The organism is Nonomuraea sp. B19D2, from assembly GCF_040137845.1.
Classification (GTDB): domain Bacteria; phylum Actinomycetota; class Actinomycetes; order Streptosporangiales; family Streptosporangiaceae; genus Nonomuraea.
Genome location: NZ_JBEFAK010000020.1, coordinates 67612 through 79739, shown reverse-complemented (window position 1 = coordinate 79739; position 12128 = coordinate 67612). Strand labels below are relative to the sequence as shown.

At 69.8% G+C, this 12128-nt stretch carries 17 protein-coding genes; 6 read left to right on the top strand and 11 right to left on the bottom strand.

From position 1 onward, the window contains the following. Positions 1–558: 558 nt before the first annotated feature. The 3 genes from ABN273_RS32185 to ABN273_RS32175 form a co-directional block, all read right to left on the bottom strand. Complete coding sequence (locus ABN273_RS32185) at positions 559–1032, bottom strand: hypothetical protein (RefSeq protein WP_349452834.1); 474 nt, start codon at positions 1030–1032, stop codon at positions 559–561. Between the two features lie 57 nt (positions 1033–1089). Beyond that, positions 1090–1632 (bottom strand): SMI1/KNR4 family protein, encoded by a 543-nt coding sequence (locus tag ABN273_RS32180; RefSeq protein WP_349452833.1) that lies wholly within the window; start codon positions 1630–1632, stop codon positions 1090–1092. Positions 1633–1913: 281 nt separating this feature from the next. Then, the gene (locus ABN273_RS32175) at positions 1914–2504 is read right to left on the bottom strand and encodes a TetR/AcrR family transcriptional regulator (protein ID WP_349452832.1); all 591 of its coding nucleotides are present in this window, start codon (positions 2502–2504) and stop codon (positions 1914–1916) included. 80 nt (positions 2505–2584) lie between these two features. Here ABN273_RS32175 and ABN273_RS32170 point away from each other — a divergent pair, with 80 nt between their 5' ends. Then, positions 2585–3550, top strand: a complete 966-nt coding sequence (locus tag ABN273_RS32170) for an oxidoreductase (RefSeq protein ID WP_349452831.1) — start codon at positions 2585–2587, stop codon at positions 3548–3550. On the opposite strand, the gene ABN273_RS32165 is transcribed toward ABN273_RS32170, so the two are convergent. From ABN273_RS32165 to ABN273_RS32140, 6 genes are all read right to left on the bottom strand, one after another. Then, positions 3535–4326 carry an ABC transporter permease gene (locus ABN273_RS32165; protein ID WP_349452830.1) on the bottom strand — a complete coding sequence of 264 codons (792 nt, stop codon included), beginning with the start codon at positions 4324–4326 and terminating at the stop codon, positions 3535–3537. The genes ABN273_RS32170 and ABN273_RS32165 overlap by 16 nt on opposite strands. Beyond that, positions 4323–5252, bottom strand: a complete 930-nt coding sequence (locus ABN273_RS32160) for an ABC transporter permease (protein ID WP_349452829.1) — start codon at positions 5250–5252, stop codon at positions 4323–4325. The genes ABN273_RS32165 and ABN273_RS32160 overlap by 4 nt, the downstream gene beginning before the upstream one ends. Then, positions 5249–6796 carry an ABC transporter substrate-binding protein gene (locus ABN273_RS32155; RefSeq protein WP_349452828.1) on the bottom strand — a complete coding sequence of 516 codons (1548 nt, stop codon included), beginning with the start codon at positions 6794–6796 and terminating at the stop codon, positions 5249–5251. The genes ABN273_RS32160 and ABN273_RS32155 overlap by 4 nt, the downstream gene beginning before the upstream one ends. A 78-nt stretch (positions 6797–6874) precedes the next feature. Beyond that, on the bottom strand, positions 6875–7690 hold the full coding sequence (locus ABN273_RS32150) for a TIGR03943 family putative permease subunit (protein ID WP_349452827.1): 816 nt from the start codon (positions 7688–7690) through the stop codon (positions 6875–6877). 6 nt (positions 7691–7696) lie between these two features. Beyond that, positions 7697–8380 (bottom strand): TIGR03943 family putative permease subunit, encoded by a 684-nt coding sequence (locus ABN273_RS32145; RefSeq protein WP_349452826.1) that lies wholly within the window; start codon positions 8378–8380, stop codon positions 7697–7699. Then, the gene (locus ABN273_RS32140) at positions 8377–9396 is read right to left on the bottom strand and encodes a permease (protein ID WP_349452825.1); all 1020 of its coding nucleotides are present in this window, start codon (positions 9394–9396) and stop codon (positions 8377–8379) included. Before ABN273_RS32140 ends, ABN273_RS32145 begins: the two co-directional genes overlap by 4 nt. Positions 9397–9565: 169 nt before the next feature. Between ABN273_RS32140 and ABN273_RS32135 the strand changes: the two genes are divergently transcribed. After that, positions 9566–9769, top strand: coding sequence for a hypothetical protein (locus ABN273_RS32135; protein ID WP_349452824.1), 204 nt, complete (start codon positions 9566–9568; stop codon positions 9767–9769). Here the strand turns inward: ABN273_RS32135 and rpsR are convergent. After that, positions 9745–9972, bottom strand: coding sequence for a 30S ribosomal protein S18 (rpsR, locus tag ABN273_RS32130; RefSeq protein ID WP_349452823.1), 228 nt, complete (start codon positions 9970–9972; stop codon positions 9745–9747). The genes ABN273_RS32135 and rpsR overlap by 25 nt on opposite strands. Beyond that, the gene (locus ABN273_RS32125; RefSeq protein WP_349452822.1) at positions 9969–11111 is read right to left on the bottom strand and encodes a CobW family GTP-binding protein; all 1143 of its coding nucleotides are present in this window, start codon (positions 11109–11111) and stop codon (positions 9969–9971) included. The genes rpsR and ABN273_RS32125 overlap by 4 nt, the downstream gene beginning before the upstream one ends. A 73-nt stretch (positions 11112–11184) precedes the next feature. Here ABN273_RS32125 and rpmG point away from each other — a divergent pair, with 73 nt between their 5' ends. The 4 genes from rpmG to rpsN are packed head-to-tail and all read left to right on the top strand — an operon-like array spanning position 11185 to position 12126. Further along, on the top strand, positions 11185–11349 hold the full coding sequence (rpmG, locus tag ABN273_RS32120) for a 50S ribosomal protein L33 (protein ID WP_349452821.1): 165 nt from the start codon (positions 11185–11187) through the stop codon (positions 11347–11349). Further along, positions 11346–11591 carry a type B 50S ribosomal protein L31 gene (locus tag ABN273_RS32115; protein WP_349452820.1) on the top strand — a complete coding sequence of 82 codons (246 nt, stop codon included), beginning with the start codon at positions 11346–11348 and terminating at the stop codon, positions 11589–11591. The genes rpmG and ABN273_RS32115 overlap by 4 nt, the downstream gene beginning before the upstream one ends. Next, a complete protein-coding gene (gene rpmB, locus ABN273_RS32110) occupies positions 11591–11827 on the top strand; it encodes a 50S ribosomal protein L28 (RefSeq protein ID WP_349452935.1) in 237 nt (78 codons plus the stop codon). The genes ABN273_RS32115 and rpmB overlap by 1 nt, the downstream gene beginning before the upstream one ends. Next, a complete protein-coding gene (gene rpsN / locus ABN273_RS32105; protein ID WP_349452819.1) occupies positions 11827–12126 on the top strand; it encodes a 30S ribosomal protein S14 in 300 nt (99 codons plus the stop codon). The genes rpmB and rpsN overlap by 1 nt, the downstream gene beginning before the upstream one ends. Positions 12127–12128: the final 2 nt, after the last annotated feature.

The window sequence follows — 12128 nt, the reverse complement described above, 5'->3', positions numbered from 1 at the left end:
CTGGCTCTGCCTTGCGGGACATACGCGGGATGATCTTCCCTGGTAGGGGAAGGGCTGGAGCCGTACCAGCTACTAAGTGCAGCTCAGAGGCCCGTCGGGGCCTCTGCTGCGTTTCCGGGGTGTGCAGCCGGATGTCGCTCTGAGCGGCCTGTTGTCGCCGTGGGCCGGGGGCTCTGGGGGCGGCTGGTATGTGGTCATGCCGCGAGTGCGTCGCCAATTCGCTTGTTCGCGATCTCCTGTTGGCCGTCGGTGCACTTGGCGTAGACCCTCAGGAGGACATCGACGCTGTGGCCGGTTCTTTCAGTCAGCACGTCCGGCGCTGAGACGCCCACGTTGAGCCAGAGCGAGACGGCCGCATGCCGGAGATCGTATGGGTGTTTGGAGAGAGAAGAACTGCCTGAGCGCTGTGCCATGAGCGGGCATCAGGGGCTGTCTCCAGATCTGGTTGTTGGTGTCGACATGTCGAGTGGTTGAGGGGCCGAGCGGTCATGAACCGATGGGGGCGCTCCTTGATCGACCGCGTGATCCCGCTCGGGAGTCTGATGTTGGGCTTGGGTGTCAGGCGTCGCGGAGATCGCCTGCACCGTCCTGCTCGGTCAGGAAATAGACAAAGTGGGAGACAACCTGCCGCTCCGATGTGGGTAGGTCGTCCGGCCCGTAGTAGTCGTTCAGCCGGCGCCAGAACTCTTCTTCTGTAGAGGCCGCGCCGATGATCGGATCGTCATCGATCACCGTCTCCCATACCAGCATTTCCCTCAAGCCCGGGCCGTCGAGTTCTTCCGAAATGGCCTCGTGTAAGACGTTCATCAGCCGGGACTCGTGTTCACGGCGGCACGCACGGGGCAACAGCCGGCGCTGCCACCAGGTCCGAAGGTGATTGGCCGCGGAATCCGCGAAATCCTCGGCCGCGTCTTCGGCCGACTGATCGTAGTTCGGATAGCTTGGCCGATTAACCCGGACCAGCAATTTGTGCTGACATTCTTCGGCGCACGTGTACCGATATAAACGAAACTGCGTGCGCTGGATACCCATGGCCTGATCCTAGTGGGGGTCTTCGAACCCGCATTCCAAAGGCCAAGTGAGTCTCACTCAGCGGCACATCGCGTCGATGAGATCCGAGAAATGCGGGAACTCTGCTCGTGCGGCAGTCACGATCTGGGTGGGAGAACGGCGGCGGCCGGGCGCGTGTCGCTCGGCGATGGTACGGAAGGCCTCGTTCGGCTGTGCAGGGGAGTCGGGGTCCCTGAAGGCCTCGGCAGGGCCCAGACCGGCGGCGAACAGCCAGAGGAGGTCGCCGAGATCGCGGGCGATCACACCGCACTCACCCTCGGAACCGATGTAGGCGACGGGCTGGTCGGTGATCGCCGCATCGGGCCGTACCAGCCAGAAGCCGGTGTAGTCACCCGCCCCGGTCGTGCCGAAGAAGCGGAACTCGCTGCCGTCGACCTCCTGGTTGCCGGTCCACAGGCGGAACCACCACGCCGTCCGGTCGGGCTCCTCGAACCGATCGTACGGCTCGAAGTCACAGCCGCGGGCCTCGTCGGTTTCCTCGTCCCACTCCCACTCGAAGCCGACCTCGGCCACCTCGGCCAGAGCAGTGGGCAATGCGAGATCTTCAGACAGGTTCGCCACCCCCGAAAGATTAGACGATCGCTGGAAGCCGCTGCCGGAAACGTGGTGATCAAGCACGGGAGCGTTTATCCGCTTGGGAACTTGCCGCCGGGCGGGGTGCTGAGGAGGCATGCAATATGCGGGCAACGATCAAGGCTGGCAGTGCTCATGGTGCTGGCCATGGGCGTCCACGCCTGCCGCAGGGGGACTGCAGGCCACCGTGCTCAACGCGGTCGTGCGGATCGCTGCGGTGTTCATCGCCTGGGGTCACTTGGGCGCCTGCGCTCGCCGCCCCTCGCGCGCTACGGCGCGCAGCCCCGCAGGACGAACGCCACCATGTTCTTCAGGCCCTGCTCGACGGCGTCGGCGCGAATGCCGCCGGCGACCGCGAGGGCGGCGAAGCCATGCAGCGCGGACACGACAGGCAGGCCGATCTCCTCTGCCGGACCTTCGCGGACCTCACCCTGGCGCTGCCCGTCCTCGATCAGCTGAGCGGCCAGGGTCGGCAGCCGCTGCGAGGCCGCGGCCAGCTCCGGGGAGGCCGCGGGATCGTACTTGACCGAGTACATCAGCTCCAGCAGAGCCGCGTTGCCGGCGGCGAAAGTCATGTAAGCGCGGGTGAGCGCGGTCAGCCGATCGGCGAACAACTCACCTGCCTCGTCCTGCGCCGCGATCAGCACCGCCCTCAGACGGTCGAACCCTTCCAGCGCCAACGCGTCCAACAGCGCCCGCTTGCTCTTGAAGTGGCGGCTGGGCGCAGCCGGGCTGACCCCCACGTCCCGTGCCAGCTCCCGTAGCGACAGCTCGTCCGGCCCCTTCTCCTGCAGCGCCTGCTCGGCGCGGGTCAGCAGGGCGGCGCGGAGATCTCCGTGGTGGTACGGGCGGCTCTTCATGCCATTCAGCGTATCCCGGTGTGAGCAATATCTACATTGTTAACGTTGACTACATTGTGATCGATGCATACATTGAAGGCGTGACAAAGAACGCCAACACCCCTCGCTGGACCGCAACCCACCTCCCCGACCTGACCGGCCGCACGGCCGTCGTCACCGGCGCCAACAGCGGCCTCGGCCTCGCCACCGTCGACGCCTTGGCCCGGGCCGGCGCACACGTCGTCCTCGCCGTCCGCGACCCGCGCCGCGGCGAGGCCGCCCTCGCGACCCTCACCGGCCCGCGCGCCGCCCTGGAGGTCCGCCGCCTCGACCTGGCCGACCTCGCCTCCGTCCGCGCGTTCGCCGCCGCCTGGCGCGGCGACCTCGACCTGCTGATCAACAACGCGGGCATCATGAACACCCCTGAGGCCACCACCAAGGACGGCTTCGAGATGCAGCTCGGCACCAACCACCTCGGCCACTTCGCGCTGACCAACCTGCTGCTGCCGCACATCACCGACCGCGTGGTCACCGTGTCGTCCAACGCACACAAGATCCCGAACAGCCCTCGCATCCATTTCGAGAACCTGAACCTGACGGGCGAGTACAAGCCGGTCACCGCCTACAGCCAGTCCAAGCTGGCCAACCTGCTGTTCACCTTGGAACTCCAGCGCCGCCTCGACGCGGCCGGCTCCCCGGTCCGCGCGCTGGCCGCGCACCCCGGCTGGTCGGCCACCAACCTCCAGGGCAACACCGCCAATCCGGTCCTGCGCGGGTTCGGGCACGTCGGCAACCGCTTCCTCGCCCAGGACAGCACGGCGGGCGCCCTGCCCACGCTGTATGCCGCGGTCCAGGACCTGCCGGGCGCCTCCTACGTCGGTCCCGACGGCTTCGGTGAGTGGCGCGGCAGCCCCACCCTGGTCGGCCGCTCAGCCGCCGCCAGCGACCCGGACACCGCTCGCCGCCTGTGGACCGTCTCCGAGGAGCTCACCGGCGTCACCTTCCCCGACCGACTGCTCCGGCAGGCCGATCGCCTTGACCTGCTCCAGTCTCAACCGGGAGTGTGACCCGGTTCGTGGCGGGCGTCGACCACGAGAGCGACGGCCAGTCCCGTGACGGCGAGCGCGAGGGCGGGCGCGATCGCCAGGCGTGGCGCGGCGACCAGCAGCGGCGTGGCCTCGCTCACCATGCCGCCCCAGTCGGTCTCGGGCGGCGGCAGCCCGATGCCGAGGAAGCTCAGCGAAGTGACGGCGACCAGTGCCCTGGCGAAGTCCGCGGTGGCGACGGTCAGGATGGGCCCGGCGATGTGCGGCCCGATGGTACGCCGGAGCAGGTAGAGCGGGGACGCGCCGATGGCCCGCACGGCCAGGACGAAGTCGGCGGAGACCAACCGCCGGGTCGCCGTGTGGGCGACGAGGCCGCAGTTGACCCAGCCGAGTGGAACGAGGGCGGCCAGGACGGTGACGTACCCGGGCGGCAGCGCGCCGGCCAGCGCGAGCGCCAGTGTGAGGCCGGGCAGGGCCAGTGCCATGGTGGCGGCCAGGCGCAGCAGTCGGTCGGGCATCCCTCCAGCGAGCCCTGCCGCGGTGCCGAACAGTGTGCCGAGGATCGTGGTGATCGTGGTGATGGCCAGCGCGAACAGCAGGGAGGTGCGCCCGGCCGTGGCGGTTCTGGTGAGGAGGTCGCGGCCGAGCTGGTCGGTGCCGAGCCAGTGTTCCGGGCTCGGCGGAAGGAGGGCGCGCTCCAGGTCGGGCAGGTACGGGTCGTATCCGGACGACATGGGGGTGAGCAGGCAGAACAGTACGACCAGGGTGAGCAGCGCGGTTCCGGCGCGGCCTGTCATCGGCGGCGCACTCTTGGGTCGGAGGCCGCCAGGCAGAGCTCGACCAGGGCCAGGACCAGCACGGTCGTGACCGCGGTGACCAGCACGTACGCCTGCACGACGGGCAGGTCCCGCTGCCTGATCGCCGACACCGCGAGCTGTCCCACGCCCGGCCAGGAGAACAGCGTCTCCACCACCACCGCCCCGGCCAGCAGCTCCGCGAGCACCGTACCGGCTGCCGTGATGGCGTTCGGCGCGGCCACGCGGAGCGCGTGCACCATGATCGCGCGCCGCGGCCGCACCCCCTTGGCGGCGGCGAGTTTGACGAACGGCAGCCGTAAGGCCCGGGCCAGGTCGGCCCGGAGCAGCCGCAGCAGCGTCGCGGCGCCCGCCAGGCCGAGGGTGAGGGCGGGGAGCACGACGGCGCCGGGACTGTCCGCGCCGCCCGTGGGCAGCGCGCGCAACCCGACCGCGACGATGCTGATCAGCAGGATCCCCACGATGTAGGGCGGGACGCCGGCGATCGCCACCGTCACGAGCGCGACGGCGCGGCTGTCCAGCGCCCTCGGCCTGAAGGCGGCCCTGATGGAGGCGAGCGCGGCGAGTACGACCGCGACCACTGCCGCCGCTCCCGCCAGCCGCAGTGTCGCCGGAAGCCGCGAAAGGATCTCGGCGGCGACGGGGGAGCGGTCGGTGTAGGAGTGTCCGAAGTCGCCACGCAGCACGGCGAGCAGCCACCGCAGGTACTGGGAGAACAGCGGCCGGTCGAGACCGAGTTCGGCGCGCAGTGCCGCCACGCTGCGCGCCGTCGGCTGGATGCCGCCGCGCCGCAGGATCTCCTCGGCCGGATCGCCTGGCGCCAGCGAGGTGAGCAGGAAGACCAGCACCGACAGCCCCAGCAGCACGAGCAGGAGCTCGGCGGCGCGCCGCAGGACGGTGGCCGTCACCTCAGGGGGGCCAGCTTGCCAAGGTCGACCACGTACGCCACGCTCTGTGCCACCCCGCCGACCTTACTCGTCGTCACGATGGGATTGTCCTGGTACGCGAGCGGGATCATCGGGCGATCGGCGGCGAGCAGCCGCTGAATCCGGTGGTAGAGGTCATGCCGCCGGATCGGGTCGGTCTGTGCCGCGGCCTGGTCGATCAGGCTGTCGAACTCGGCGTTGCGGTAGCCGAGCCGGCGGTCGATGTTCCAGGAGGCGTCGGAGCGCAGGAATCGGCGGAAGAGGTAGTCGGCGTCGCCGTTGGGCAGGCTGTAGGCGCTGAGGAAGATGTCGTAGTCCCCGGACTCCATGACGGACTTGGTGGCCTCCGCCACGGTCACCTTCGCGGGCAGGCCCGCCTTCTCCAGGGCCGCGCGCAGCACCTCGGCGATGTCGGTATAAGGGAACTGGCCGGTCTCGGCCGAGGAGATGAGGATGTTCACCGGCTGGGCAGGAGCTCCTGCGGTGGTGACCAGCTCGCGCGCCTTGCCTGGGTCGTACCTCACCGTTGAGCCGGGCTCGGCGAGGTCGCCGAAGACGGGTGACAGGAACCCGGCGCCCGCGCTGGCCGTGCCGGCGAGGAGTTTGCCGGCGATGGCCCGCCGATCGATCGCCAGGTCGGCCGCTTCGCGCAGGCGGGGATCGGAGAACGGCTCGCGCGAGGCGTTGAAGGTCAGGTAGTGCGTCAGCGCCGAGGGGCTGCGTACGACCCGGAAGCCGCTGTCGCCGGCGACCGCCGCGACCTGCCCCGGCAGCAGCGCGCCCTTGTCGATCAGCCCGTCCACCTCGCCGGCCCGCAACGCCGCGACCCGCGCGTTGGCGTCCGGGATCACCCTGACCACGATCTTCTTGTAGGCGGGGGCGGCGCCGTAGTAGTGGGGGTTGGCGGCAAGCTCGGCCTGCTGTCCCTTGACCCAGTTGACCAGCGTGTACGGCCCCGTCCCCACCGGCTTGCCGGCGAAGTCACCTGAGGACGTGAACGCCTTCGGGGACTGGACCATGCTGTAGAAGCCCGCCAACCTGCTCGGCAGGTCGGCCACCGGCCGGTCCAGGACGAACGTCACCTTGCCGCCCTCGGCCCGGACATCGCCGAGCCTGCCGTAGGCAGCCTCCATACCGGCGTCCAGGCTGAAGAACGCCGACTGGCGGGGCGCGATCCGCAGGAACCGCTTGATGTTGGCGACCACCGACTCGGCGGTCAACGGTGTCCCGTCGCTGAACCGTACGCCGTCGCGCAGCGTGAACGTCCAGCGCCGCCCCTCCTCCGAGCTGTCCCAGCCGGTGGCCAGCGCCGGAACCGGCCGCAGCTTGTCATCGACGGTCACCAGGGGCTCCCACACCCGTAACGTCTGGTGCGTGTAGTACGGATCCTCGGGACCGGCGACGAGGTCGCGCGGGGCAGCCAGAGTCAGTTGCCGGTCGTTCCGTCCCGGCGGCTCCTGGCCGCCGCACCCCGCGAGGAGCACCCCCAAGAGCGCCGCCAGCATGATCGCGGCTCGTTTTCGCATGCCGATCTCCGATCCAGAGGCCCGTATTCAGGTGTAAACGATAACCGTATTCATTCTGGAGTGGCAGGTCGAGGGGCGCTATTCATACGGCTCGACGGGTGGGGATACCGGGTGGACGTCGGAGGCGGTCACCGCCGGTACGTACGTGTCCGATGGCCGGCCCTTCCGGGGGATCCAGGTGCCGGTGACCCGTACCCAGGTGTCCGTTGCCGGGGCGGGGGCTCCTCTGACGATGACCTTCATGGTCAGGGCGTCGGCGGCGCAGCAGCTGATCCGCATGCGAGCGATGTACCACTCGCCCTCGTCGGGAGAGGGCAGGACGAACCCGGTCAGGCGGACGGTCTTGCCGGCGAGCGATCTGCTCGGCTCGTACCAGGCTCGGTCCGCGAATTCGGCCAGGCTCAGTACGTTCACGCGGTAGCTGTTGAGCGGTTTGACGGCTTGCGCGTCCACGACGCTCGGCGGCGGCGGGGGAGGGGCCGGCTGGGCCTGCTGGGCGGCGTACGAGCCGAGGGCGGGCGGAGCGATCAGCAAGATCGCGGCGACCGGAGCCGTCAGCAGCCACGCCACCCTGCCGTCTTTCCCATGTTCGTGGCCCGGCGAGCATGCCTGCACAGGGGTGGCGGGCTCGCGGCCGGTCAACCGTGCCAGGTGGGCGTCCTCGGCGAGGCGTGCGTGCGCGAGCCGCGCCTGACGCGCCTGACGCGCGGTGAGGACGCTCATGCGGCGTTCCTTGATCAGGGTGGCCACCGCCAGGATGACCAGCACCGCGCCCGCCGCGATCAGCAGCGGCCGGAAACCCGGCTTGACATAGTTGGTGAAGTCCGTGGAGAAGGCGGAGATCTTCAACAGCGCTCCGCCGAGCAGGAGGAGTAGCAGGCTCTGGCTCTTCATGGGGACCTATTCGTACGGTTCCGCTGGTTGCGCGATGGCGGTGACGTCGGTGGCGGTCAGCGCCGGCGGTTCGTAGTCATCGGGAACGCCCTCTTTCCAAGGGATCCACGTGCCGGTGACCTGCACCCAGGTGTTCTCCTTGGGCGAGGGTACGCCGTGCACGGCGACCTCCAAGGCCATCGCGTCGGCGGCGCAGCAGTTGATCCGCATCCTGGTGACGTACCAGCCGGTCTTGGACGGTACGGCGAAGCCGGTCAGCCTGACCTTCCTCCCCGTGAGCGAGGAACCTGACGGCGCGTAGGCCCGTCCGATGAACTCGCCCAGCGTCAGCTCCGTCACCCCACCGCGGCCGAGCTTCCCGTAGTTCGCGGTACGGGATGGCGCGGGCGCGCCGTCGTCGAGCCTGGCCGCGAACGAGCCGAGCGCGGGAGGCGCGATCATCGCGATCGCGAACACGGGTGCGGCCAGCAACCACGCCACCCGCGGAGCGTGGCCATGAGCGCCGGGCCTGCCCAGCCAGCCCTGGGCGACAGAAAGCAGGCCCAGACCCACCAGCACCGCACCGGCTCCCACGAGCAGCGGCCGGAAGCCGGGCTTGACGTAGTTGACGTACGTCGTGGAGAACGCGGAGATGGTCAGCAGCACGGCGCCGAGGATCGCCAGGAGAGCCCCCTGCGTCTGGCGGTTCACCGCAGCGCCCAGCCTGTGACGAAGCTGACGCCGATTGCCAGGGCTAGCGTGAGCGGCACGAAACGCCAGGTGAAGGCCCGTCCGAAGGTGCCCGCCTGGAGCGCGATGAGCTTCAGGTCCACCATGGGTCCGACCACCAGGAACGCCAGCTTGGCCGTCGGGGAGAACGCCGTGAGTGAGGCCGCCACGAACGCGTCGGCCTCCGAGCAGATCGACAGCAGCACCGCAAGCAGGGCCAGCACCAACACGGACACGACCGGTACCCCTGCCACCGCGGTCAGCCACGACCTGGGGATCACCACATTCAAGGTTGCCGCCGCCAGGGCGCCGACCACCAGGAATCCGCCGGCGTGCAACAAGTCGTGGCGCATCGCGTCCAGGAAGGCGTTCACCTTGCTCTGCCCGGCCTCAGCCGTGCGGCGAGGTGCCGGCAGCCATTCGCCGCGCCCGAACCGCGCCCAGATCCACCCGGCCAGCACGGCCACCGCCAGCGAGGCGGCGAACCGCGCGACCACCATCGAGGGGTCGTTCGGGAAGGCCACCGCGGTGGCCACCAGCACCACGGGATTGATCGCCGGCGAGGCCAGCAGGAACGCCAGCGCCGCGGGCGGTGCCACGCCCCGGGCCATCAGGCCAGAGGCCACCGGCACGGACGCGCACTCGCAGCCGGGCAGCACCGCCCCGGCCACCCCGGCGACGGGCACTGCCGCATAGACACGCTGTGGCAGCGCCTTGCTCCAGAACGACGCGGGCACGAACGCGGTGACAGCCGCCGACAGCGCCACCCCGAACACCAGGAACGGCAGCGCCTGCACGCACACCGCCACGAACACCGTCGCCCACGTCTGCAACGCCGGAGCCGTCAGGTAGGGCGCCAGCACGAACCGGCCGACCACCAGCAAGGCCACCAAAGCGATGAACGCCCAAGGCAGCCGGATGCCGGCGGAGTCATTCGCGGCAGGCGGCGGGGCGTGGCTCTCCTGGCCTGGCGGATCCGTCGTGCTCGGCTGCGTCATGGTCCTCCCCGCCTTGCCCGAACTCATGCTGGTACGCGGCAGCAGGGTAGCGGTTGCCGTGGGCCGGTGGGGCTGATGTGCAGGCCGTGTTCGGCGAGCTCAGCCTTGAGCCCGTCATGGCCGAGGACCCACCAGGTGTACTCGACCTCCACCGTACCGGCGCCGCCCGATGCGCAGCTCGGAGAAGCGGGTGTGCGGCAGAGTCGCGGACCACGCGCTCGACCCGGCCCGCGGCGACGGCGTGATGGATCGCGAGGGCGCCCGGATGGCGGTGCCGCAGCCGATCGACCGCGGCGGCCCGGGCGCTGCCGTACAGGCCCCCGACCAGCGCGACGGGAACGGGCTTGTTCATGCGCTGGGACGTGAGGCGTAAGGGAGCAGGGCCATCTCACGGGCGTTCTTGATGGCCCTGGCGATCAGGCGCTGCTGCTGCACGGTGACACCGGTGACCCGGCGGCTGCGGATCTTGCCGCGATCGGAGATGAACTTGCGCAACAGGGCGGTGTCCTTGTAGTCGATGCGGTCGACCTGCAGGAGCGGGTTGGGCTTCTTGCGCGGGGTGCGGCGGGTCTTCATGCGTTCTCCTTGATGGCGAGGATGGGGGCGAACGGGTCGTCGTAGCGGCTCCAGGCGTCCTCTCCGGCCTGTTCTTCCTTCTCGGTGAGCAGGCAGGAGTCGAGGAGCATACGGAAGCGGGCGGCGTCGAGATCGGGGCCGGTGAAGACCAGGTGCTGGACGCGGTCGCCGCGCTCGGGGTCCCAGTCCAGGTCGGCGGCCAGACGGCGGGCAGGGGAGACCAGGTCCCAGGCGGCTCGGGGTAGCGTGGCCAGCCAGGGGCCCGCGGCCTCGACCGAGACGATGCCGGCCACGGCGTCCCAGGCCAGCAGCTCGCCTGGGCGGTTGGCCAGCCAGAAGCGGCCGCGCGAGCGTACCGACTCGGTCACCAGCTCGTCGACGGCCTCGAACAGGCGGGCCGGGTGCAGCGGGCGGCGGCTGTGCCAGACGGCGGTCACGATCTCGCCGGCCTGGAGGTCGCCGGGCAGCTGGGCGGTGGCGGGGTCCACGCGTTCTGCCAGTTCGCCGGCGCATACCCGGGCGCCGGTGACCGGAGGCAGGGCCTCGACGGTGTGGACCGGGGTGAAGGGGGTGAGGTGGGTGAGCACCATGCGGGACAGCTCCTGGTCGTCCTCGTCACCGCCGTGCAGCACCAGGGCGGTCGGGTATTCGAGCTGCCGGGCCAGCACCTCGGCCAGGTAACGCTGGTCGCCGGCGGCCGCGGGCCTGCCGACCTCGGTGAGTCGTTCGCCGCGGGTGATGTCATCGGGCAAGGCCGCGGCGTCCAGCGCGGTGAGTACGGCGGCGAGTCGCAGGGTCTCCCGTGCCTCGTCGCAGTCGATCGCCTCGGCCACCGAGCGGGGCTCCACCGAGTCCCACAGGTTCACGATCAGCAGCGTCGCGCCCGGCGCCAGCATGACGAGCTGGGGAAGCAGGTCCTCGCGCACGGTGCAGGTGACGCAGCCGTGCGCGAGCCGCACCTCGGCCGTGTCGAGCATGCCCGTCCTGTCCCGAACGCTGCGGCGGACACGCCCGTGGGTGACCTGGCTCAGATCGTGGTGGACGGCGAGCGCGCCGGGATGCCCGGCGAGCAGCTGTTCGACGGTGGCGGTGCGAGCCGTGGCGTGCAGGCCCGCGACGAGGACGACCGGAGTGGGCACGGAGCCTCCAGTTGCTGAAACGAAAACCATTTTCGTTATCATGGCATATTGCCGCAAGTGGAAAGGAACCGTTTTGGCCAGAAATGAGGTGCGCCCCGTGATCAAGCTCAGATCGACGGCGGGCACCGGCTACACCTACGTGACCAGGAAGAACCGCCGGAACACACCCGACAGGCTCACCCTTCGCAAGTACGACCCGACCATCCGCCAGCACGTGCTCTTCCGGGAGGAACGATGAAGAAGGGCATCCACCCCGACTACCGCCCCGTCGTCTTCCGCGATCCCGGCGCGGACTTCGCGTTCCTCACGCGCTCCACGATCACCAGCGACAAGACGATCGAGTGGACCGACGGCAACACCTACCCGGTGGTGGACGTCGACGTGTCCTCGGCCAGCCACCCCTTCTACACCGGGCGCAGCCGCGTCCTGGACACCGCCGGTCGCGTCGAGCGGTTCCACCAGCGTTACGGGAGGACATGATGTCCGCGCACTGCCAGCTCACCGGGGCCAAGCCGGTCTTCGGGAACAACGTCTCTCACTCCCACCGGCGCACCCGGCGCCGCTGGAACCCCAACATCCAGCAGCGCCGCTACTGGCTTGAGAGCGAGGGCCGCCACGTCCGGCTCACGCTCAGCGCCCGCGCGATCAAGACCATCGACAGGATCGGCATCGACAAGGCCGTCGCCCAGATCCGTGCACGAGGAGAGAAGGTCTGATGGCCAAAAAGAGCAAGATCGCCGCCAACGAGCGGCGCAAGGCCGTGGTCCAGCGCTACGCCGCGCGGCGGGCCGAGCTGAAGGAGCTCATCCGCACCGGCACACCCCAGGAACAGGCGGAAGCGGTCCGGGCACTGGCCCGCCAGCCGCGCGACGCCAGCGCCACCCGCGTCCGCAACCGCGACTCCGTCGACGGCCGTCCTCGCGGGCACCTCACCAAGTTCGGCCTGTCCCGGGTGCGCTTCCGGGAGATGGCCCACCGCGGCGAGCTGCCGGGTGTCACGAAAGCGAGCTGGTAGCC